Here is a 21,936-nt window from a genome sequence, read left to right as displayed (position 1 = left end):
ATGCAAGAGCGCCAAATGCAAGAGCACACAATGGAAGAACAATACACCCCCGCCAACGTCGAAGCCCAAGCCCAGCAGTACTGGGATGAGCACCAGAGCTTCAAAGTAGTTGAAGACCGCAGTAAAGAAAAATTCTACTGCCTCGCCATGTTCCCCTACCCCAGCGGCAAGCTGCATATGGGCCATGTGCGCAACTACACCCTCACCGACGTAATTGCACGCTATCAGCGCATGCAAGGCAAAAATGTATTGCACCCCATGGGTTGGGACGCCTTTGGTCTGCCAGCGGAAAACGCCGCGCTCAAGCACCAAACCGCACCGGCGGCCTGGACTTACTCCAACACCGACCATATGCGCAGCCAACTTAAGCAGCTAGGCTTTGGCTTTGACTGGTCGCGCGAGCTCACCACCTGCAAGCCCGAATACTACAAGTGGGAGCAGTGGTTCTTTACCCGCCTCTACGAAAAAGGCATGGTTTACAAGAAGATGTCCACGGTCAACTGGGATCCAGTGGATCAAACCGTACTGGCCAACGAACAGGTTATCGACGGCCGCGGCTGGCGCTCCGGCGAATTGGTAGAGCGCAAAGAGATTCCGCAATGGTTTATCAAAATCACCGCCTACGCCGAAGAGCTAATTAACGATTTAGACAAACTGCCCAACTGGCCCGAGCAGGTTAAAACCATGCAGCGCAATTGGATCGGCAAAAGTCGCGGCTTGGATATGCGCTTTGACTTGGCCAACGCAGTGGGTGAATTTAGCGGTTTCGACGTTTACACCACCCGCCCCGATACCATTATGGGCGTGACCTATGTGAGCCTTGCGGCGGAACACCCCATCGCCAAACTCATTGCTGAAACTAACCCGGCGTTGGCTCAATTTATTGCCGACTGCAAAGTGCAATCCGTGGCTGAAGCCGATATGGCGACCATGGAAAAAGCGGGTATGGACACCGGTATTAAAGCCCTTCACCCCATTACCGGCGAGCCAGTTTCTGTGTGGGTCGCCAACTATGTACTTATGGATTACGGCTCAGGCGCCGTTATGGCAGTGCCAGCGCACGATCAACGCGACTATGAATTCGCGCAAAAATACGGCATTGGTATAGCTCAGGTTATTGCTCCAGCTAACGACGAAGAGATTGACCTTAGCAAAGCCGCCTTCACTGAAAAAGGCGTGTTGGTCAACTCCGGCGAATACGATGGCCTCGACTTCAACGCCGCCTTCGACGCTATCGCCAGCACTTTAGAAATGGCCAACAAAGGCGCGGTAAAAACCAACTATCGCCTGCGCGATTGGGGTGTATCCCGCCAGCGCTACTGGGGCTCGCCTATCCCTATGTACAACCTGCCCGAAGGCGGCGAAATCCCTGTACCGGCGCACAAGTTGCCAGTATTGCTACCCGAAGATGTAATCATGAACGGCGTTCACTCGCCGATTAAAGCCGACCTTGAGTGGCGCAAAGACACCCTCGACGGCAGAGCGGTAGAAAAAGAAACCGATACCTTCGATACCTTTATGGAATCCAGCTGGTACTACGCGCGCTACACCTGCCCCAACTTTGAAGGCGGCATGTTAGATAAAGAAGCAGCTGACTATTGGCTACCGGTGGATCAGTATGTAGGCGGCATCGAACACGCCATTCTTCACTTGTTGTACGCGCGTTTCTTCCACAAGCTGATGCGCGACGAAGGCCTAGTCACCTGCGACGAGCCCTTTGAACGCCTGCTGTGCCAAGGCATGGTATTGAAAGACGGCACCAAGATGAGCAAATCCAAGGGCAACACCGTTGACCCAGAAGAACTCATCAACCAATACGGCGCCGATACCGTGCGCCTCTTCTCTATGTTCGCGGCACCGCCAGAGCAAAGCATGGAGTGGAGCGATTCCGGCGTTGAAGGCGCGCACCGCTTCTTGCGTCGTTTGTGGAAAGCGGTGGAAGGCCACATCAATGCCGGTACGCCTGGCGTAATGGACGTTGCGAGCCTGCCCCAAGCGCAAAAAGACCTGCGTCGCAAAACCCACGAAACCATTCAAAAGGTGAGCGATGACTTTGGCCGCCGCCAAACTTTTAACACCGCCATTGCCGCCACTATGGAATTGCTCAACGACACGAGCAAGCTTTCTGACCGCGCCAACCCACAAGGTTTAGCCGTTGAACGCGAAGCCTTGGAAACTGCGATATTAGTGCTGGCGCCAATCGTGCCGCACATTACCCAAAGCCTGTGGAATGCCCTTGGTCACACCAGTATTCCACTCAATGAAAGCTGGCCAACACTCGATGAAAGCGCATTAACCCGCTCCACTATCGAAGTAGTGGTGCAAGTAAATGGCAAGGTGCGCAGCAAGTTAGATGCACCGGTTGATGCCGCCAAAGAGAGCCTAGAACAAATGGCCATGGCGCAGGAAAACGTGCAAAAGTTTCTCGACGGGCTCACGGTGCGCAAGGTCATAGTCGTGCCCAATAAGCTCGTGAGCATTGTGGCTAACTAAAAAATGATTATCAAACAACAAACACAAGGAATAAACATGATTAAGTACACATTAATTATTGCAATGCTCACGTCTTTAGTTGCCTGTGGAGGCATCGGACAGGTTAGACCCGTTGACACCAAGTCTGGCTACTTTAGTACCACCAAAGGCGGCATGGCAAAAGCAGCAACAATCACCACCAACAAACCCTTGGATTTAGATAGCCGCAAAGCACTTATTTTGGTGCCTACAGGTGACTTCACTGGCAGCATGGTGAAAAACATTGGTTATTTTGATGAGGTGATTAACTTCGACGATCTTGAAAAGGCACTTATTCAAAACAATTTAACTGATGAGATACCTTCATTGAACGGAAAAATTGCAATGAACAAAGCCGCTAAAAAATACAAACCCTTCCTCTGGCTGCATTGGGATACCCGCAAAGACGGCAACAAAAACTATCAACAACTTATTTTATCTGACCCTATTACACTCGAAGATTACTTTGTGTCCGAAACATATCTCGATTATGTATGGGCAGGTGTAAGCGACCAGGCAAATGCGTACCCAGCGTTCAATGCATTAATTGACTACATCAAAGCCAACTCAAAAACCTATAAATAAAGTAACTCAATTATGCAAAAAATAATCCTCGCCCTACTCATCATCACAACCTCTGCCTGCGGCTGGCAGTTGCGCGGCTCGACGGCGGGCGAGGACAAACTATCACTCGCGAAGCCCATCAACCTTGTCATCACCACTCAGGATGATCACAGCCCGCTGATCAACAGCCTGCGCCAAGCGCTGCCAAGCTACAAGATCACGGAAGTCGCCAACCCAAGTGCGGCTGATTACGCATTGAGTATCGGCATAGAAAACCAAGATAAGCGCACAGCTGGCGTCGGCAGCGATGCGCTCACCAGCGCTTACGAAATTATCATGACAGTGGATTACAGCATCAGCCGCGGCGCAGTGCCTTTGACCGCACTGGATACCAAAGCCAGCCTGACACGCACCTACAATTACAACGTCAACAACGCCAATGGTGCCGCGCAAGAAGAGGCATTGATTATTCGTGAGATGCGTCGCGAATTAGCGCAACAGCTGCTGCGCCGCTTGAAAGCCTTAAGCAGCACTAGCACCACCAAGACCGAACCCCATGCCCAAACTACGCCCTGAACAACTGGGCGCAGCGCTCAACAAACAGCTCGCCTCAATTTATCTCGTTTCGGGCGACGAACCGCTGGTTATCCAAGAGATCTGCGACCAAATTCGCGCCGCAGCACGCAAGAAGGGCTTTAGCGAGCGAGAGCTCTACCACTGCGACGCCCATTTCGATTGGGGCCAAGTGCTCACTGCCGCCAATAGCCTCTCACTGTTTGCTGAACAAAAAATTATCGAGTTGCGCCTCCCCTCCGGCAAGCCAGGCGATAAAGGCGGCAAAGTCCTGCAAGAATATGCGCAGTCGCCCGCACCCGATAATTTGCTGCTGATCATCACCGAAAAGCTCGACGGCTCTGCGCAAAAAAGTAAATGGTTTAAAGCGATTGAAGACGCCGGCCAGCACATTCAAGTCTGGCCTATTGGCCTCGCCCAATTGCCGCGCTGGATTGGCCAGCGCCTCCAGCAGGCAGGCCTGAGCGCCGAGAGCAACGCCATTGACCTTTTAGCCTCGCGCATTGAAGGTAACCTGCTCGCTGCCGCCCAAGAAATTGAGAAGCTCAAGCTGCTCGCTAAGGACAATCACATCAGCTATGAACTTATGGCGTCCGTGGTGGCCGATAGTGCGCGCTACGATGTTTTTGGGCTCACCGACAAAGCCCTCCACGGCGATGCGCGCGCGGCGGTAAAAACCCTGCAAGGCTTAAAAACCGAAGGCACTGATGCGATTAATGTGCTTTGGGCCATCACTCGTGAAATTCGCGCACTGGTACAAATTTCACAATCTGTGGCGCAGGGTAAAGCCTTTGAATCTGCCGCCAAACAAGCGGGGGTGTGGGACAAGCGACAAGCGCTTATTCAAGGCGCGCTGCGCCGCCTCAAGCCAGCACAATTACAACAGCTTCTGCGCAAAGCAAACGGAATTGATAAAGCCATAAAGGGAATGCGTAACGCCGAACCTTGGGATGAACTGCTGGATTTGATTCTCAATATTGCGGGCGTACAAAGCTTGAATCTCGTTAATGAGCGACTAAGCTTGAAAAACTAAATTGATTGGCGGCCTGACTGCCAACATCACAATAAGCCACAGCGGATGCGGCCCACAAAACACAGCACACCACAAACTCATGTAGCCTATCAGCTCAGCTGAATAGGCTTTAGGCAGATAGCACCGCTGCCGTCATGAATTCAACCCCCATAAAACGTTATCTGTATAAGTCCGCGCCTATAAATTTGCGTCTATCAATAAGGAATCTAGTCTATGAAATTATCAAATTTTATTGCCGCCCTGCTGTGCTTGAGCTTCAGCCTGAGCGCATACGCAGAACCCCAAAACGCCACCATAACCCCTTCAGCCACTACCCCCACCCCACGCACGATTGAATACGACTGGATGTCAGTCGCCGCGTGGGACCGTATGCACGCCGAAGATGTATTAATCGCCGACCACGATCAGGTGGATTTACTTTTTGTGGGCGATTCCATTACCGCGGGCTGGGATTGGCAAATTTGGGAGAAACACTTTAAACCGCTCAAGGCCGCCAACTTCGGTATTGGCGGCGACCACACCGGCAATGTTCTCTGGCGCTTGCAGCACGGAGATATAGGCAACATTCACCCCAAAGCAATAGTGCTCTTAATCGGCGTGAATAATTTTGGTCACCTGAACGAGACGCCAGCCCAAGTTTTTGAGGGTGTAAAAGCCGTAGTCGCACAACTGCAACTGGCTTTTCCTAGCAGCAAGATATTATTGAACGCCGTATTTCCCTTCGAGCAAGATGCCAAGTCGCCCAAGCGCGCCATGGTAAAAGAGCTCAACAAAAAAATAGCGACCTTGGGTAACAACAAAACTGTTTTCTACAAAGATTACGGCAATTTGTTTTTAGAAAAAGACGGCAGTATCTCTAAGGAAATTTTGGGTGACTATCTACACCCCACCGCCAAAGGCTACCAAATTTGGGCGAATGCCATGCAACCCAGTATCGCTGAATTATTAAAATAACCAAATAACGATAGAGTAGAGAAAGCCCATGATGAACACCATGAATGCTCCAAAATACGCCATAGCTGCACTGGCACTTAGTGCCAGCCTGCTGCTCGGTGCCTGCAGCAACACACACAAGGAACAGCTCGTGATCGCCATTCCCGCTGTCGACAAACATATAAGCGTTATGGGCCGCACGCTCAGCAACCCGGATAAAAGCTTAAGCTTCGGCTACCCCGGCGTCAGTTTGAGCATGGAAATACTGGGCTCAGCACTGAGCATGGAAGCTCAGAGCACCAGCGATAACTCTTATCTGGATATCACGGTAGATGAGGTGATGCAAACCATAAAGCTCAGCAGCAAATTGGAAACCATCCCCATTTTTACGGCGAGCAAACCTGCCAAACATAGCATTGAAATCGTCCATCGTTCGGAAACCTGGCACGGCCAAGTCACCATCAACCAGTTCAAATTAACTGGCAGTAAGTTTCTCGCAGCACCTAAATTACCCAAACGCAAAATACTGGTACTAGGCGATTCAGTTACCTGCGGCGAAGCTATAGACCGCCAAGCCGGCGAAGCGAAAAACACGCGCTGGTGGAACCCTCGCCACTCTTACGGCATGCTTACAGCCAAAAAACTCAATGCTCAAGTACAACTGGTTTGCTACGGCGGGCGCGGTTTGATCCGCAGTTGGAACGGCAAGACAGACGAACTAAACCTACCAGACTTCTACCCACTTACCATCGCCGATGCACAGCACCCAATCCAGTGGAAGCAAGCAGACTACAAACCAGACCTAGTCGTGAGCGCTATAGGCACCAACGACTTCAGCCAAGGGATTCCCGATCGTGAAACCTACATTAAGGCCTATGTAAAGCTGATCCAGCAACTCCTGACAGATCACCCCAAAGCCAAAATCGCGGTAACCGAAGGCGCCATTCTCAATGGTGAAAGCAAAACGGCCATGATTGAATATCTCGCGGAAACCCTCAACCGAATCAACAACCCAAGAGTGTACAGAGTAGATTCTAACTACTACCCTGGCGACGCCACCGATGCTCACCCCACCGACGAACAGCACAGCGACATGGCGAATGATCTAACACCTCAACTTAAAGCCATTATGAACTGGTAAGGTCTTCCTCCTCACAACAGCCACCCATACCCTAGTGGTGGCTGTTGTCTACACTTGATACAGATTTATTCACCACATCAAAATCAACTTATGGTCATACAGAATAAAACTGTGCTATGTTTCATGCTACCTGCTTACCTAAGAGTGAGTTCTAGCGTGCCTAGAATAAACTTTAAGAGTAGGCTGGCCAAAAAATAATTAATTTTTACCAATAAAACTATCTGTGTGCTCCCAGCCCCTTGCCCATTCGGAGATTTACCTATGTTCAAACAGCTTTCGATGGTAGTACTTGTATCTGCCGCTTTAACCGCATGCGGTGGCAGCGATAACAAAAAAAGCAGCTCAAGCGCAGCCGCCTCATCCATGCCCGCCTCTGTTGCGGCAAGCTCCATGCCCGCCTCAGTTGCTGCAAGCTCTACCCCTGCCTCAGTTGCTGCCAGCTCCATGCCCGCCTCGGTTGCTGCTAGTTCTACGCCGGCATCAGTAGCGGCTAGCTCCATGGCCGCAAGCAGTGCTGCAAGCAATATAGTCTCTGTAGCTGACTTTGAAGGCGTAGTAGCAGGCACTACCTACGCAAGTGCAGGCTGGGCACCTGACGCCGCTGTATCTACAGTCGTCAGTATTGCCTCTGTTATCGCAGGCTCAGGCCTCCCCGCTAATGGCAACTCCGTCAATGTACTGCGTGTAGTGGTTACTGATTACAATTCTAGCCCTGTTTTTAATGTCACCATACCCGCAGGTAAAACACTGGCCGACTACAACGTAAAAGTTGATGCTTACTTCCCCTACAGTACACTTGGGCTAACTACAGAGGCGGGCAACTACTACAAAGACTTTTTATTGATTGCAACAACAACTATTACCGGTGCACTAGCGGATTCAAATGCAAACTTTCAATCTAAATTCGGCACTGAATTTGGCGATGTCGACGTATGGAAAACTTTCACTCTAAGCGTAGATGCGACTAAGGGTGCGGCTCTCACAGGCGCAATTCAAATTGGACTTGGCATCAACAGACCAAAATCCACCGAGGCTACTGCCTATTACTTTGACAATGTTCGTTTAGAAGCAAAATAGATAAATTTTTCGGCTTCAATATGCAATAAAAAGGGCGCTCATTGAGCGCCCTTTTTATTGGAGTTTTTAATTTATCTCACATTCTCCGCCGCACAAAATACAGCGTCATATCACTCATACTTTACTCAGTACTTATTCTTTCAGGCCCCAGCGGGTGCATCATTAAAATAAGTTTTGGCAAGAGCGTCAGCGATCCTAAAATTGCCATCAGCATGGCAAAAGCAGTTAGCACGCCAAAATAAATAGAGGGTATAAACTCTGACAACATCAAAATAGAGAAGCCCACAATAATAGTCACAGAGGTGTAATACATAGCGCGGCCGATAGATTCATGTGAACGATGCATGGCATTGATGTAGTTGCCATCCAACGCGAATTCTTGACGGAAGCGATAGAAATATTGAATAGCCTGATCTACACCAACACCCACCACAATAGCCGCAATAGTAGTGGTCATCATATCGAGCGGAATGCCCGCCAGCCCCATAGCACCTAATACTGTGCTCGCAGCCAACATATTGGGCACTATGGCGATGAATGCAATTTTGAGCGAGCGAAAGAGCACTAGCATCATCAGCATGATGGAAATAAACACGACACCAATGGTGGCGATTTGCGATTTAAATAGGCTTTGCAGCATGTTGTTGTAGAGTATTAACATACCGGTGAAGTGAACCTGCTCTTGCTTTAAGCCCACCTTGTTTACAGCGAAGTCATTAATTTTCTTCACCAGCTCCGCGCGCTTTAAGTTGGGCGTAGTTTCAATAACACGCAAGGTAATACGGGTTTGCTGATTGGCGTCAGACAAATAAGGCGTGATCATAAAATCAGTGATGTCTTGCGATAACATATTGCGCATCACATTCAATTCAAAGTCATTTAATTTGCCTTTGTTAATATCGCGCGCCAATTGATACACAATTGCCAAAGACTGCACCTTGCCTACTTCCGGCAAGCTTTCTAGGTAGTCTTGCAACTGCTTAACCTGATCCAAACCATTGCGACTAAACCAGTAACTCGGCACCTTAGGGGCTGCAGACTCTGCACCTGGCTCAGCAAAAGGATCTTCGTCAGTTGAGTCGGTTATTTCGCCAAAAGGGTCATCACCGAATTCGTCGCTCCCAGTAGCTTTATCGCCAGGGCTTAGCTCACCTTGCACTTCTGCAAAAGGATCATCCTCTTCGGTGGCATCAACTTGCACATCACTGATATCAGCATCCAGAATGATATCTAAGGTTACAGTTCCACCTAACTGCTGGTCGATCACGCTCAAACCTTGGTGAATCTCACTACTGTCTTTAAAGTAGTCCACAAAACGGTTTTCAACTTCTAGCTTGCTAATCCCCCAAACGCTGAGCAATAACGCAGCTAACGCAATCAATAAAATTTTATTGCCGTGAAATTCTGCGAGGCGTGAAAACACCACCGTTGCCGCCGCCGACTTGTCGCCGCGATCTCTTGGTTCGCCTTTCTTTAGCACCATTAAGCCTGCGGGCAAAATAACAAAGGTCAACACAAACCCTACCGCCAAACCAATGGTCATCATCCAGCCAAAATCGATGACAGGGCGTATACCGCTCATCACCAGTGACATAAAAGCAACAATGGTGGTTAAGGCAGAATACAAACAGGGAATAACCATGGCCGATACCGTTTCTAACACCAACTCTGTTTGGCTAGCATCCGGCTTGGCGGCATGAATTTCGCGATAGCGCACTACGACATAAATCGTAAACGCAAAAACCATAATCAATAAGAGCGCGACGAAATTGGAGGAGATGACGGTCATGCGCCAGTCAATCCAACTGAGCCAACCCACCATCAACAATACAGACATTGAACAGGCCACGAGCGGCAATACAATAAAGCGCCACTGGCGAAATAAAACCGCCAGCATAAAAATAATAAATGCCAGCAATGCACCGCCAAACACCACCAAGTCACTCTTGATATAAGACACCATGTCCGTGGTGATCATACTTACGCCACCGAGAAATATTTGCGCACGATCTCGATATTTGGCAACAACTTCACGCACCACTTCCACCCGCGCCGCATCCTCTTCAGCGGTTTTGGTGCGGTAATCTAAAAATGCTTGGGCGACGGTTTTCAGTTCGCGCTCTTCGTCTGCGCTTAAACCGCTCGCATCGCGTTTTGCACGCAGCGCATCGCGATGACGCGCCAATTCAATGTATTCATTATTAACTTGCAGGTTGAGCAAAATGGCCGATGTTTTGCCATCGGGGCTGAGCATCATATGGCGATAAATAGGACTGGTTAAAAATTCCTTTTTCACCATCGCTCGATCAACATCAGGCGTGAGCAGCGTGCGAGTCGACTCCTGTTGTTCCGCTAAAGAGCGCATAGGGCTGTAGAGCAGAGGCACATCAATCATGGAGAAGACGCTCGCCACACCGTCAATTTTAGCGAGCTCATCACGCAAGGCTTTGAGCGTGTCGATGGACTCATCTGAAAACATCTCAGCCTGAGGTGAATAGGTGAGTACTAAAAAATCACCGTGCTGATAGCGCTGTGAAATCTCTCGGAAATAATCGATGGAGTTATCGTGCTCGAGGGTAAGCGAGTCGGCGGAGGCATCTAACTTAAAGTTTTTTAATCCCATTGCCGCCACGACAGTTAACAGCAGCATAAAAATCAACACCAAGCGCGGGCGTTGAATTACCAAAGAGCGGTAGAGCGTGGAGATAAAATGCATGAAATAACCCGACGTGTGGAAAGCAAAGAATAATATGGAGGACGCACCAGCCGCATAAAAAGGGCTTAGCCGCGAGAAAGAGCACCATTATGCCAGCTGAACAAGGCGAAAACAGTAAAAACCCCGCAAGCCATTAAGGGATCGTCGACTTGCTTACAAAAGTCAGTCTGATTTTTTATGACCATCGCTATGGCCCAGAGAGCGCTCAGGGCAAAGTAGATCGCGCACTCGCTGCTTTAGTTCCTTAGCCTCGGGGAAGCCATCATCGGCAACCCTATCCCAGATCAGCTGATCGTTGAGCCACACTTGAAAAATGCCACCGGTGCCAGGATGCAGCGCCACCTCATCTAGTTCACCATCGAAGGTACCCAATAGCTCCTGCGCCAACCATGCCGAGCGCAGCATCCAACGGCACATGTTGCAGTAGTGGATCACCACCTTCTGTGTCGCCTGCGGCGGCAATAATTTTTCGGATGTAGTTATAGTCATTTTAATACTCAGAAATATGATGTGAAAACTGTGATGGCATGCAGCCTTAATTGTTAAATAACGACAAAAATGGGCAATTTACTTTGGCATCAAGGATCACAACAGTTATGATCTAGGATCATTTAGCTGCTAACACCTATGTCGCCTAAAAGCTACTGAATTGCACTCAATTAGCTTTTCAGTGGGCATAACGAAGAAAGGCCACCTCCTTTGCTGTGGCCAAACTTGCCTCTACGGATTGCGCTCATGCTTAAACTTCATTTTAAGGACAACCGCTACCCACCCTTATGGGTTGTAGAGAAGATCTATTCAATCGGCAGTGCCGCCGATAATCAGCTAGTAATAGAAGACGCAACCATTGATTCTATACACGCCAAACTGATCAAAGAAGATGGCAAGACATTCATCAAAGACAACAACAGCAACAGCGGCAGTTTTGTTAACGGCCAGCGCATCACCCAAAAAGAGATTTTGCCCGGCGACATTCTACGCATTGGCAAGGTTGAAATCATAGTACTTGACCCACGCAGCCTCGCCGACAAACCGAAAGACAGCTATTCCGCACCCTGGCGCTTGGTGGCTGATGGCAACTGGCTTGCAGGCAAGCAGTTTATTATAGGCGCAGACAAAAGCTGGATTATCGGACGCGGAAAAGAGTGCGATGTTGTCATTCCCGGAACCCATCTGTCGCGCCGCCATGCAGAAGTTAGCATCGAAGGCAATCATCTGCGCATCAAAGACCTCTCATCCGCCAACGGTACCTATCTCAATGAGCTACGGGTAGACAACACCACTGCCAACAATGGTGATCGACTGCGTATGGATGTTTACACCTTCCGCATAGTGGCGCCCGACACAGATGACAACAAAACCCGCCTGCGCAAGCCTATCGAAGAACTCAGTAAACCCGTTGAACGCAAACAACTAAGCCAAGAGCCCAAGCGCTGGATAACGCGCCCCACGTCCCCAGGCAACCGCATCGAACAACCCAGCTTCAACCCGCGCAAAAACTATGGCTGGCTGCTCGGCCTCGCCGCTGTCATTGCGCTCGGCATTATTGTCACGCTGTTGTTATGGTAGAATCCGCGCTGTTTTTTTAACTCCACCCTCAATAATACCCATCAGGAAAATACCATGAGCTTTGAATTAGTTCCTGCGGGCAAAAGCCTGCCCGACGATTTTAACGTTGTAATCGAAATCCCCCTAGACAGCTCCATCAAATATGAAATCGACAAGGACTCCAACGCCCTGTTTGTCGATCGCCTTGTCAGCACCCCCATGCACTACCCCGCCAACTACGGCTATATTCCTCACACCTTGTGTGGCGATGGCGATGCGGCTGACGTATTGGTACTTTTCCCGCAGCCCGTTCAAGCAGGCTCAGTGATTCGCTGCCGTCCAATTGGCGTGCTAAAAATGAGCGACGAAGCCGGCCAAGATGCCAAAATCCTCGCCGTCCCCCACGACAAGCTCACCACCCTGTACAGCAACGTACAAAAATTGGCCGACTTGCCGCCCGTTGTGCTCCAACAAATTGAACACTTCTTCACGCACTACAAAGATTTAGAAAAAGGTAAGTGGGTAAAAGTGGAAGGCTGGGGCGATGTAGACGAAGCACGCGCTGAAATCCTGCAAGCAGCTGAAACCTATAACGCCGGTAAATAAGTCGCAATCGACTGGCCCCAGCTAAAGACAAGCGCCAGCTCAAAGGTTAAGCTGGGCGCCACGACAAGCGACAATCCCAACCCAAGGTGCTCCAACTCCTTGAGTTGGGTGTGTCGTAATAGAGCGCCAGAAGTCGTAAATACCATAGCAACAAATAACTGATACAAGATTAACAATAAATAAAGACCAGCGAGCAAACCGCTAAAGTCATGAGTAACGCCCGCACTTGGCCCCACAGCGCTGGAGTTACCACAAAAAAAACAGCGAATACAATAAAAAAGGTAAACCCCAATGACGCCTGCTAACAAGATTAAACACCCACTGCTCTGGGTACCGTCCGGCTACTTCACCATGGCACTGACCTATATGACACTGACCAGTGTCACCGCCATTATGTTTAAAAACCTCGGCATGAGTAATGCCCAGGCCGCCGAATACGCCAGCTACCTGATTTTGGCTTACACCATAAAACCTATCTTCGCGCCCTTTGTGGAGATGTATAAAACCAAGAAGTTTTTCGTACTGTTGATGCAAACCACTCTCGGCCTCGGCTTTGCCGGTGTGGCGCTGGCGATGAACCTCCCCAATTACATGTTCGTGCTGATGATTATCTTCTGGCTACTCTCCTTTGTGGGCGCCACCCAAGATATCGCCAGCGACGGCGTATACGTCACCTCGCTCGACAGCAAGCGACAATCGCTCTACTGCGGCGTTCAAAGCCTCAGCTGGAATTTAGGCCCCATAGTCGCCACCGGCGGCCTGGTTATCCTCAGCGGTTACCTGCACGAATCAGTATTCAAACACGACCCCACAGTATTTGACAGCAACTGGATAGACGCCTGGCGCGTAGTAATGTTCTTAGTGGCGGGCACCAACCTGCTCATGGCACTTTGGCACTATAAATTTATGCCCGATGGCGCCCGCGCTGAGAACACCCCTACCAGCATAAAAGAAGCGGGCGGCGTGCTCAGCGACTCCTTCATCACCTTTTTCCAAAAACGCGACATCTGGTTGATGATCGCCTTCGCCTTTCTATTCCGCCTCAGCATTGGCTTTTTGGAAAAAATTGGCCCCTTCTTTATGCTCGACAGCCACGACACCGGCGGCCTCGGCCTTACCAATCAACAACTTGGCCTTATTTTCGGCACCTATGGCTTGGGCGCGGTATTGCTTGGCTCACTCCTAGGCGGCTGGTTTATTGCCGCGCGCGGCCTGCAAAATACCCTGTTCATTCTCTGCTGCGCCGTCAACATCCCCAATGTCACCTTCTTGATCATGTCTATTTACCAGCCTGAAAACATGTGGCTAATTACCCTTGGGGTAGCGGTTGAGAAGTTCTTCTTCGGCTTTGGCTCCGTGGGCTTCATGATCTACCTAATGCAGCAAATGGCACCCGGCAAATACACCACCAGCCACTACGCCTTTGGTACTGGGCTTATGGGTCTGTGCATGATGGTTACCGGCATACTCAGCGGTCACCTGCAGCAAATGCTGGGCTACATCCACTACTTCATTTTCGTGATGATAGCCACCATCCCCTCTTTTATCGTCTGCTGGCTCGCGCCCTTCCACATCAAGGAAGACGACATCAAAGCTACATAACAGCCTAGAGCAAACATAAAAAAACCGGCCTAGTGCCGGTTTTTTTATCGCTTAAGTTAACCTTTACAACTCCTTTTCCTCGCCATTAAAGCCCGCGGCAAACTTTCCTATCCACTCCAGCGCCGCCGCCTCCCCACTTAGCATTCGCCCAAGCTCCAGTTGCTGCTGGCGATAGGCCTCTATCTGGCACACCTGTTCCGCCATACGCACACGGAAATACTCATCGTTGCTGGTAAAGCGCAACCCCACCTCAAACAGCTGAGGCGCCTGCTCGCGCCGCCACACCACCACACCTTCACCGTGATAATTAGGCTGTACCGACGGAATCGAAAACTCCACCAAAGAACCCACCCGCATCGCCCGCTCGGTCACAAAACACAATCCACCCGAACTGAGATTTTGCACTGCCATAGGCCAGGGCACTGTATCGCCCGCACATACTTGTATAGGAATTGAGGTAGGGTGGCGAATATAGCTGCGCATACAATCTCTCCAGCGACGCAATTAAGCATCTAACAACAAGCTTAATTGCAGTATAGGACGCCAAACCACATATAACAGCAAAGCTACCGACCACATCGCAATCAAACCAAAAGCCACTTAGAACGCTAGGCACTAAGCCGCCCGAAAGAAACCACTAGCTCTCGGCCGCTGGTTCACCCTTATCTTCAAGATCGCCGCGCAACTTCAACTGCAACCCGCGCAAAAAATTACGCAATACTTGCGTCTGACATTCGCGGTAATTGTGATGATCCGCCTTGCGGAAAAAAGCGCTCAGCTCATGCTTACTCAAGGGGAATTCAGCCAAATCCATCACCCCGAGCACATCATCGTCTTTAAAATCCAAGGCGATTTTCAACTTACGCAGGATAATATTATTGTTCAAGCGCGACTCCGCCACTGGAATACCACCCTCGCGTGCGCCGCGCAGCTTCACAATCAAACCATTCAAAAACGTCGCCAACAACCTATCGTTCAGCTCCACAAAATCCGGCTTATCATCCTGCTTCAACCACGCACTCACCTGCTCGCGGGTAGCGCGCTCGCCACCCAAACTAAACAGCTCCATCATGCGGCTATCGTTGCAATCAAACACAAAACGCAAACGGCGAAGAATATCGTTATTGGTCATAAAAGGCTCCTAACACACTCAAAAAAATTGCGCGCACCATAGCATGAACCAGCCAAAAGCGCTGGGCGCGTTATGCCGCCGCATGCACCGCCTGATGCACGCGCTCCAGCGCATCCAGCGGCTGTACCACCTCGCGGTTCGTAAAGGGCAGCACCCGCAAGCCGCGCTCGAATGCCCTTAATCCACACCTTCACGTTCACTTTGCCTATTCAACTGCCGGCATAATTACACATTCAACCCACGCAAAAACTCCAAATATTCTGCTTCGTGCGCTGGGTGATGATTTTCCATACCCGGCTTAGTCAGACAACCTTTGGGCGCCACATAACTGTCAATGCGCTTATCGGGCCGCTCGTGCCAGCCAATATTGAAAGCGGCCAATTTGGGGAAGAAGTACATGTGGGAGTAACCGGGGATATTGTCGTGAATCCACCACGCAAGTGCCTGCCAATCCTTAGTGGCTTCGTAATAGGGAAGAAAGCGGGTAACGACAATACAGGCCGTTGCGCCCATGCAACCATCCGCATCGCGCATATCCCATATATGACCGGCATAGTTCGCCTCATTGCGCGAGCAGTTATATTGGTTTTTATTCTCTGCCCCTTTGGCATTTACCGCACAAGAGCGATAGGCAGAGCGAATCGCAATTCGACCTAATACATCCTGTATAGGCTCCAACACGTTTTCGCAGAGGGCTTTACCTGCAGCTATAGCCAAATCAGGGTCGTCGGGAATATTAGGGATTTGTTCGATTTGCGATATATCGGAATACAAAAAATCGCGCATGAAAAATGATTTGGATAATTGGACGCGGCCAAATTCTTCTAGGGTTTTAACGGAGGTTGGCGGTTTCATATTGTATGCCCTAAGAATTTTTCATTGAATGTATTATTTGCTCAAGCACAGCTTCAACCTGCAGCATTACATCTTGATTAGTAAAGCGTAAAACACTAAGACCTAAACCGTTTATAAACTCATCGCGCACACGATCATAAGCCTGCGCACCCTCTGCATAATGGCTATCGCCATCCAGCTCAATCACCAGCTGCTGTTCTGCGCAATAAAAATCAACGATATAACGCCCAACACCATGCTGCCGCCGAAACTTAACCCCAAGCTGTTTATTGCGCAGCCGCGCCCACAGGCGCCGCTCCGGCTCAGTTTGGTTACTGCGCAACGCACGGCGAAATAGTTTTTGTTCGGGAGGATTAAAAATTTTCATAGCAATTCCTTTTACTGAGATGAGTAACCCTAGCACAAAGCAACCCCTCCCTAGCCCTCCAGCTACGCGCCCCGCCTAAAACAAGGGAGGGGACTGGAATGCGCTGCGCACACAGCCCATCGCACTGGGAGTCAGTCCCTCCCTCTGGAACAGGGGGAGGTTAGGACGACTGCATGGATGCAGGAGGTAGAGTAACGCAGGAGCAGTTACCGAGGGGGTGCCCTTGATCTTGCCCCTCCCCTTATTTAAGGGGGAGGCCGGAAGGGGGTCATGCTTTGGCTTCACCGCCGCTTCCCGCGCGGCCTTGATCCTCTCCAACAAAGCAACCCCTCCCTAACCCTCCAGCTACGCGCCCCGCCTAAAACAAGTGAGGGGACTGGAATGCGCTGCGCACAAAGTCCATCGCACTGGGAATCAGTCCCTCCCCCTGGAACAGGGGGAGGTTAGGAGGGGGTGCCTTTGATCTTGCCCCTTCCCCTTATTTAAGGGGGAGGCTGGAAGGGGGTCATGCTTTTGCTTTACGCTTTGGTTTTGTATTTGCCTCCCGCTCCGCCTTTATCCGCTCCAACAACGCCGCCGCCGAATTCTCCCCCGAAATTAATTCCGAATTTTGCGCGCGCCAGTCGGCGGTTAATTCACCGCGAAAGGCTTTGGCTAAAATGCTTTGAGTTAAATGATTCACCCGAGCTTGGGCCTCTTTTACGCGTTGTTCGATTTGGTCGGCGTAGGTGAAGAACTGTTCTACGCGGCGGACGATTTCGGTTTGTTCCTCAATCGAAGGCAAAGGAATTTTCAAATTACTCACGTCTCCGACACGATAATGCTTCACCCCCGTTCCGACAGAATTCTTTTCTGAGTTTTCACGAAATACTGGGTTCATGAGACATAGCATTAGGAATTTAGCCAAGCAAAATTTCTCCACTGGCCTAAAAAGCATTGTTCTCTGACCAAGACAAACTTTTATATTGTTTGGAATTATTGCTACCTCTCCCATTGGCGCCTCTCTTGTAAACACAAGATCGCCAGCTTCGGGCTTGCATCGCTTTGACCAAAAGTCATAGGTTGGCTCATCTACATACTTCAAGTCAGACCACACAAATCTTCCATCTCGAATATTAGGCGTTCTAATTAGTGGAATTCCAGATTCAACATATGGAGCTGTTTTATTGTGGCAATCAACAACCATAAGCACACAATCTTCAAGCTTTGCGTTAACCCACCCTTGCATATCTAACTGAATAGTATCCTTATCCCAATTGAATGCATCGGCTCGCTTTTTTACCCTTGCCACCTCATTATGAGTTTTATTTTCTTTTAACCATTCAAGCTTATGCTTTTGAATTTCAACGAGTGGCGTTTTCAAAAGAACCCCTAAACCAGCCCTCCATTCCTCCGTCAGCCTCCCACTAACCGCTGCCGCAAGCACCGATTGGCGGAAGCGTTTTAGGATTTTGGGGATGGCGTCGAGGCGGGTTTTTAGGGTGTCTACCTGCGCGAGAAGCTCATCGAGTTTTTGGGCAATTTGTTGTTGTTCGGCGAGGGAAGGTAAAGCAATATCATGTTCTTTAATTAAAGCTTGTGAAATATTGGGTTGCGCTCCGCCTTTGCCTTTTGCAATAAAATTATCTTTTTCATTGCAAAGCATGTAATACAAAAACTCTGTAAAAGTAACTCCATTTATTGGATTACCCACACCACAAGCTTGGTTAGTCGTGGCATCAATTCCCAATATAGAAGTTTTACCAATAGTTGCACCGTACATTGCGATTGCAACTGATCCTTTTGGAAAAAATTTCGCACTAGAGTTGGCAACAGCTTGCTCGGTAATAAACTCACTTGCTTGAGTTAAAACTTTTGACCCTAAGTCTCCAGTTTTTACCCAAGGAATGGTGCCTCCATAATAACTTTCGGTTTTTCTTGATGGCGTACCACCAGAACCCCAATCCGCAATTTCACCGAGCGAAGTTAGCAACCACTCCTCCGGCAGATTACCTCGTTGACTCGCATCATCCTGATGCTCGGCCTTGTCCAAATTTTTTCCCGAAAAATTTGTCACACCCCTTCCCCCAAACCCAAAACCTCAGCCAACATATCCTTCTGCACCTTCGCTTGATCCCCCGCGCCCAAGGCCGCCATCAAACCATCCAGCTCTCTCAGTGCCTCCGTCAATTCACTCATCGCTTCCGCCGCCAAAATATCTGGCTCCGGCAAGCTTGCGGCATCTACCGAGTCGTTGTCTTTTAACCATGAAATATCGAGCGAGTCAGATTTGGTATCGCGAATATAGTCGCGGGTGAACACGCGCCAGCGGGAATTGTCTAGATTTTTTTCGATGGCATCATCCATGAATGACCATTCGCCTTCGCATCGTTTCCCCTCACCCCGGCCCTCTCCCCCAAGGGGAGAGGGGGCAAAAGCAGCGGCTTCAAAGGGCGTTAAATGCTGAGGGCCAAAGGGGGTGCGCTTACCAAAGTTGCTCATGTTGGTGCGCAGGTCATAGACCCAAACATTTTTAGTACAGCCCTCTTCTTGCTGGGGGTTTTTCTCGGTGCCTTTGGTAAAAAACAGCACGTTGGTTTTTACACCCGCCGCGTAAAAAATACCGGTGGGTAAACGCAAGATTGTGTGCAGGTTGCATTTGTCCATTAGGTCGCGGCGAATATCGCTGCCTTGGCCAGCTTCAAACAATACGTTGTCTGGCAGTACCACGGCGGCGCGACCACCGGGCTTAAGAGTGCGGTAAATGTGTTGCAAAAACGCCAGCTGTTTGTTGCTGGTTTTGTAGGTTAAATCATCACGGGTAATTGAGGCTTCGCCACCTTTGGCGGTGCCGAAGGGTGGGTTGGCAAGTACTACATCCACCTTGTGTAAACTTTTGCCTACATCGCCCAGGGCATTACCTAAATGCACCACGCCTTCGCTGTCGCCTTCCATGCCGTGCAACAAACAGTTCATCAGTGCAAGGCGGCGGGTGCTGGGCACTAGCTCTACGCCGATGAAGGCATTATTTAATTGAAAGTTGCGTTGCTTTTGGGTGAGGTCAAATAAATTATCGGTGGCGTCTTTGATGTATTTGTCGGCGGCGATTAAGAAGCCTGCGGTGCCTGCCGCTGGGTCTTGTATGGTTTCGCCCGCTTGGGGTTTTACGCAGCGCACTATGCTGTCGATAAGTGCCCTTGGGGTAAAGTATTGGCCCGCGCCGGATTTGGTTTCGTTGGCGTTTTTCTCTAACAAGCCTTCGTATAAATCACCAAGGCCATCTTTTTGTGCGCTGAACCAGTCAATGCCATCCAACGTTTTTATCAGCTGCTCTAAATGGCGCGGTTCGCGCAAGCGGGTTTGAGCATCGTTGTAAATCGCTAAAATCAGTGGGTCAGTCACTACCGGATTATTTTCCAAATCCTTACCGGTAGACAGGGTGAGCAAAATGCGTTTGTAGTCGTTTAATAAATTTAAACCGGACTTTGCATTCAAATCGCCCCAACGGCAGCCCTCGGGCAGTTTGTGTTTATTGAGCAAACCCGCTTCGGTATTTTCAAATTCCATTTTGATAAATAACAGCAAGACTAGTTCGGTAACGTAATCGCTGTAGTTGATGCCGTCGTCGCGCAGTACGTCGCACAGGTTCCAGAGTTTTTGCACTATGTCGTTGTTGGTCATATTTATCTCGTTAGTTGTTTTAGAACCCCCTCCCAACCTCCCCCTTAAAAAGGGGGAGGAGCAAGAGCTGCCCCCGCGCGGCCTTCCCAGCTACGCGCCCCGCCTAAAAAGCGGGGAGGAGTTAGAGCACCCCCTCCTAGCCTCCCCCTTAAATAAGGGGGAGGAGTAAGAGCGCCCCCTCGGTACCTGCTCCTGCGTTACTCTACCTCCCCCTATTCCAGGGGGAGGACTGATTCCCAGTGCGATAAGCTTTGGGCACCGCGCGCTCCAGCCCCCTCCCGCTTTTTAGGCGGGGCGCGTAGCTGGGAGGGTTAGGGTGGGGTTTGTTTTACTCAGTAAACAGCGCGAATAAGGGTTGGTTAATGTAGTAGTTTGCGCGGCCAATTTTTTCTTTTTTAATTAAGCCAATGGATACTAGCTGCTCTAAATATTTGGTTGCTGTTAAGCGGCTTACGTGCAAATCATTCATTACAAATTCTATTTTTGTGTAGGGGTGGCTAAACAAATTATTTAGCAACTCTTGGCTATAAATTTTTGGCAACTGCTCACGCAAAGTATTTTTATAGCCTTGCATAAGGGTTTTGATGTTTTTTACCAGCGCAATAGTTTCTTGAGCCGTCTGCACTACGCCTTCTAACATGTAGAGCACCCAGGCTTCCCAGTTATTGGTTTCTCGCACAGCTTGTAATTGGCGGTAATAATCCGACTTAGTGTTAATTAAGTAACGGCTGAGGTAGAGAATGGGTAAATCCAATAAACCTTGGGCTACCAGGTAGAGCATATTTAAAATGCGCCCCGTGCGGCCATTGCCATCATAAAACGGATGAATACTTTCAAACTGATGATGAATTAAGGCCATTTTCACCAAAGGGTCTGCATCGCACACTGAATTATCGTTTATGTAACTCACTAGGTTTTGCATTAACCGTTCAATATCGTCGGGGTGCTGTGGCGGTGTATATACCACCTTTCCGGTCTGAGCATTTTTTAACTCTGTGCCGGGCAACTTACGAAAACCAGCGTTATTTTTTTCGAGGGTTTGCTGCACAAAAAGTATGTCTGATAAGCGAATCAGCCCGGTAGACCTTACGGAGACAAAGCCTTCCCTTAAGGCAAGGGCATAGTCCTGAACCTCTTTCGCTGCAGGGTTTACCGGCATGTCGTTAAACAGCTCTGCTTTGTACATTTCATCATGCGTGGTCACTATATTTTCAATGGCAGAGCTGTGCTTGGCTTCTTGTAGTGACAAGGTGCTGATTAGTATGGCTTCGTTAGGAATGGTGCTGCCAACCCCTTTTAACTCGGCCAGATAACGATTTGCTTCAGCGACTTTCTTAAGAACGGCGCGAGTTTCTATTTGGTCTATATCGGCAAAGGGTAAGTCGCGCAGGGGGAAACTGGTCATTTATTGGTCTTCATGGTTAAAAATGGCATTTCTTTATGTGTATCCGACCCATTATGTATAGAAAACTGCAAAAATCTATACATATAAGACACCACATACATAGAAAACGTAAAAAAATATACATATAGGTATTGTTATGTATAGAAAATGACGTTGTGCAGATACAAAATCCCCTCCCAACCTCCCCCTCCGCGAAGGGGAGGAGCTAAAACG

20 protein-coding genes are annotated in these 21,936 nt (G+C 49.5%); 11 read left to right on the top strand and 9 right to left on the bottom strand.

Features of this window, described 5'->3' with window-relative positions; translation table 11 throughout:
- Window positions 1-30: 30 nt before the first annotated feature.
- From leuS to AC0KUT_RS03535, 7 genes are all read left to right on the top strand, one after another.
- Window positions 31-2,493, top strand: a complete 2,463-nt coding sequence (gene leuS, locus AC0KUT_RS03565; protein ID WP_488835831.1) for a leucine--tRNA ligase — start codon at window positions 31-33, stop codon at window positions 2,491-2,493.
- A 36-nt stretch (window positions 2,494-2,529) separates the two neighbouring features.
- Window positions 2,530-3,096, top strand: coding sequence for a hypothetical protein (locus AC0KUT_RS03560; RefSeq protein ID WP_488833538.1), 567 nt, complete (start codon window positions 2,530-2,532; stop codon window positions 3,094-3,096).
- A 12-nt stretch (window positions 3,097-3,108) separates the two neighbouring features.
- Window positions 3,109-3,651, top strand: a complete 543-nt coding sequence (locus AC0KUT_RS03555; RefSeq protein ID WP_488833537.1) for an LPS-assembly lipoprotein LptE — start codon at window positions 3,109-3,111, stop codon at window positions 3,649-3,651.
- The gene (gene holA, locus AC0KUT_RS03550; RefSeq protein ID WP_488833535.1) at window positions 3,632-4,681 is read left to right on the top strand and encodes a DNA polymerase III subunit delta; all 1,050 of its coding nucleotides are present in this window, start codon (window positions 3,632-3,634) and stop codon (window positions 4,679-4,681) included. Before AC0KUT_RS03555 ends, holA begins: the two co-directional genes overlap by 20 nt.
- 213 nt (window positions 4,682-4,894) lie before the next feature.
- On the top strand, window positions 4,895-5,635 hold the full coding sequence (locus AC0KUT_RS03545) for a GDSL-type esterase/lipase family protein (RefSeq protein WP_488833533.1): 741 nt from the start codon (window positions 4,895-4,897) through the stop codon (window positions 5,633-5,635).
- A 28-nt stretch (window positions 5,636-5,663) separates the two neighbouring features.
- Entirely contained in the window at window positions 5,664-6,755 is a 1,092-nt protein-coding gene (gene axe2C / locus AC0KUT_RS03540) for a bifunctional acetylxylan esterase/glucomannan deacetylase AxeC2 (protein ID WP_488833532.1), read from the top strand.
- A 261-nt stretch (window positions 6,756-7,016) separates the two neighbouring features.
- Window positions 7,017-7,832, top strand: coding sequence for a hypothetical protein (locus AC0KUT_RS03535; RefSeq protein WP_488833531.1), 816 nt, complete (start codon window positions 7,017-7,019; stop codon window positions 7,830-7,832).
- 121 nt (window positions 7,833-7,953) lie between these two features.
- On the opposite strand, the gene AC0KUT_RS03530 is transcribed toward AC0KUT_RS03535, so the two are convergent.
- Both AC0KUT_RS03530 and AC0KUT_RS03525 read right to left on the bottom strand, forming a co-directional pair.
- A complete protein-coding gene (locus AC0KUT_RS03530) occupies window positions 7,954-10,548 on the bottom strand; it encodes an efflux RND transporter permease subunit (RefSeq protein ID WP_488833529.1) in 2,595 nt (864 codons plus the stop codon).
- Between the two features lie 162 nt (window positions 10,549-10,710).
- Complete coding sequence (locus AC0KUT_RS03525; protein WP_488833528.1) at window positions 10,711-11,037, bottom strand: Rdx family protein; 327 nt, start codon at window positions 11,035-11,037, stop codon at window positions 10,711-10,713.
- Window positions 11,038-11,283: 246 nt separating this feature from the next.
- Between AC0KUT_RS03525 and AC0KUT_RS03520 the strand changes: the two genes are divergently transcribed.
- From AC0KUT_RS03520 to AC0KUT_RS03510, 3 genes are all read left to right on the top strand, one after another.
- Window positions 11,284-12,117, top strand: a complete 834-nt coding sequence (locus tag AC0KUT_RS03520) for an FHA domain-containing protein (RefSeq protein WP_488833526.1) — start codon at window positions 11,284-11,286, stop codon at window positions 12,115-12,117.
- A 54-nt stretch (window positions 12,118-12,171) separates the two neighbouring features.
- Window positions 12,172-12,702: an inorganic diphosphatase gene (gene ppa / locus AC0KUT_RS03515; protein WP_488833525.1), complete on the top strand. Its 531-nt coding sequence runs from the start codon at window positions 12,172-12,174 to the stop codon at window positions 12,700-12,702.
- Between the two features lie 291 nt (window positions 12,703-12,993).
- The gene (locus AC0KUT_RS03510; protein ID WP_488833524.1) at window positions 12,994-14,304 is read left to right on the top strand and encodes an MFS transporter; all 1,311 of its coding nucleotides are present in this window, start codon (window positions 12,994-12,996) and stop codon (window positions 14,302-14,304) included.
- Window positions 14,305-14,367: 63 nt separating this feature from the next.
- Here the strand turns inward: AC0KUT_RS03510 and AC0KUT_RS03505 are convergent, their stop codons facing one another.
- Both AC0KUT_RS03505 and AC0KUT_RS03500 read right to left on the bottom strand, forming a co-directional pair.
- Window positions 14,368-14,787: a PilZ domain-containing protein gene (locus tag AC0KUT_RS03505; protein WP_488833522.1), complete on the bottom strand. Its 420-nt coding sequence runs from the start codon at window positions 14,785-14,787 to the stop codon at window positions 14,368-14,370.
- A gap of 154 nt (window positions 14,788-14,941) precedes the next feature.
- Window positions 14,942-15,436, bottom strand: coding sequence for a YehS family protein (locus AC0KUT_RS03500; RefSeq protein ID WP_488833521.1), 495 nt, complete (start codon window positions 15,434-15,436; stop codon window positions 14,942-14,944).
- A 43-nt stretch (window positions 15,437-15,479) separates the two neighbouring features.
- On the opposite strand from AC0KUT_RS03500, the gene AC0KUT_RS03495 reads away from it, so the two are divergent.
- The gene (locus AC0KUT_RS03495; RefSeq protein ID WP_488833520.1) at window positions 15,480-15,617 is read left to right on the top strand and encodes a hypothetical protein; all 138 of its coding nucleotides are present in this window, start codon (window positions 15,480-15,482) and stop codon (window positions 15,615-15,617) included.
- A 44-nt stretch (window positions 15,618-15,661) separates the two neighbouring features.
- On the opposite strand, the gene AC0KUT_RS03490 is transcribed toward AC0KUT_RS03495, so the two are convergent.
- From AC0KUT_RS03490 to AC0KUT_RS03470, 5 genes are all read right to left on the bottom strand, one after another.
- Entirely contained in the window at window positions 15,662-16,291 is a 630-nt protein-coding gene (locus AC0KUT_RS03490) for a hypothetical protein (RefSeq protein WP_488833518.1), read from the bottom strand.
- Between the two features lie 10 nt (window positions 16,292-16,301).
- Window positions 16,302-16,658, bottom strand: a complete 357-nt coding sequence (locus AC0KUT_RS03485) for an endonuclease domain-containing protein (RefSeq protein WP_488833516.1) — start codon at window positions 16,656-16,658, stop codon at window positions 16,302-16,304.
- 505 nt (window positions 16,659-17,163) lie between these two features.
- Window positions 17,164-18,714 carry a restriction endonuclease subunit S gene (locus AC0KUT_RS03480; RefSeq protein WP_488833515.1) on the bottom strand — a complete coding sequence of 517 codons (1,551 nt, stop codon included), beginning with the start codon at window positions 18,712-18,714 and terminating at the stop codon, window positions 17,164-17,166.
- A complete protein-coding gene (locus tag AC0KUT_RS03475; RefSeq protein WP_488833513.1) occupies window positions 18,711-20,318 on the bottom strand; it encodes a class I SAM-dependent DNA methyltransferase in 1,608 nt (535 codons plus the stop codon). Before AC0KUT_RS03475 ends, AC0KUT_RS03480 begins: the two co-directional genes overlap by 4 nt.
- A gap of 328 nt (window positions 20,319-20,646) precedes the next feature.
- Window positions 20,647-21,723: a Fic family protein gene (locus AC0KUT_RS03470; protein ID WP_488833512.1), complete on the bottom strand. Its 1,077-nt coding sequence runs from the start codon at window positions 21,721-21,723 to the stop codon at window positions 20,647-20,649.
- Window positions 21,724-21,936 lie beyond the last annotated feature (213 nt).

The organism is Cellvibrio sp. 25HG11W-0, from assembly GCF_057815475.1.
Note: the sequence above shows the minus strand (reverse complement) of the source record. Positions and strands in the feature narration are given on the sequence as shown.

Coding starts and splice junctions, on each gene's coding strand:
- AC0KUT_RS03470 (WP_488833512.1), bottom strand. CDS start 21,723: ATGACCAGTTTCCCCCTGCGCGACTTACCCTTTGCCGATATAGACCAA.
- ppa (WP_488833525.1), top strand. CDS start 12,172: ATGAGCTTTGAATTAGTTCCTGCGGGCAAAAGCCTGCCCGACGATTTT.
- AC0KUT_RS03525 (WP_488833528.1), bottom strand. CDS start 11,037: ATGACTATAACTACATCCGAAAAATTATTGCCGCCGCAGGCGACACAG.
- AC0KUT_RS03555 (WP_488833537.1), top strand. CDS start 3,109: ATGCAAAAAATAATCCTCGCCCTACTCATCATCACAACCTCTGCCTGC.
- AC0KUT_RS03500 (WP_488833521.1), bottom strand. CDS start 15,436: ATGACCAATAACGATATTCTTCGCCGTTTGCGTTTTGTGTTTGATTGC.
- axe2C (WP_488833532.1), top strand. CDS start 5,664: ATGATGAACACCATGAATGCTCCAAAATACGCCATAGCTGCACTGGCA.
- AC0KUT_RS03545 (WP_488833533.1), top strand. CDS start 4,895: ATGAAATTATCAAATTTTATTGCCGCCCTGCTGTGCTTGAGCTTCAGC.
- AC0KUT_RS03535 (WP_488833531.1), top strand. CDS start 7,017: ATGTTCAAACAGCTTTCGATGGTAGTACTTGTATCTGCCGCTTTAACC.
- AC0KUT_RS03475 (WP_488833513.1), bottom strand. CDS start 20,318: ATGACCAACAACGACATAGTGCAAAAACTCTGGAACCTGTGCGACGTA.
- AC0KUT_RS03495 (WP_488833520.1), top strand. CDS start 15,480: ATGAACCAGCCAAAAGCGCTGGGCGCGTTATGCCGCCGCATGCACCGC.
- AC0KUT_RS03485 (WP_488833516.1), bottom strand. CDS start 16,658: ATGAAAATTTTTAATCCTCCCGAACAAAAACTATTTCGCCGTGCGTTG.
- AC0KUT_RS03490 (WP_488833518.1), bottom strand. CDS start 16,291: ATGAAACCGCCAACCTCCGTTAAAACCCTAGAAGAATTTGGCCGCGTC.
- AC0KUT_RS03530 (WP_488833529.1), bottom strand. CDS start 10,548: ATGCATTTTATCTCCACGCTCTACCGCTCTTTGGTAATTCAACGCCCG.
- AC0KUT_RS03510 (WP_488833524.1), top strand. CDS start 12,994: ATGACGCCTGCTAACAAGATTAAACACCCACTGCTCTGGGTACCGTCC.
- holA (WP_488833535.1), top strand. CDS start 3,632: ATGCCCAAACTACGCCCTGAACAACTGGGCGCAGCGCTCAACAAACAG.
- leuS (WP_488835831.1), top strand. CDS start 31: ATGGAAGAACAATACACCCCCGCCAACGTCGAAGCCCAAGCCCAGCAG.
- AC0KUT_RS03505 (WP_488833522.1), bottom strand. CDS start 14,787: ATGCGCAGCTATATTCGCCACCCTACCTCAATTCCTATACAAGTATGT.
- AC0KUT_RS03560 (WP_488833538.1), top strand. CDS start 2,530: ATGATTAAGTACACATTAATTATTGCAATGCTCACGTCTTTAGTTGCC.
- AC0KUT_RS03520 (WP_488833526.1), top strand. CDS start 11,284: ATGCTTAAACTTCATTTTAAGGACAACCGCTACCCACCCTTATGGGTT.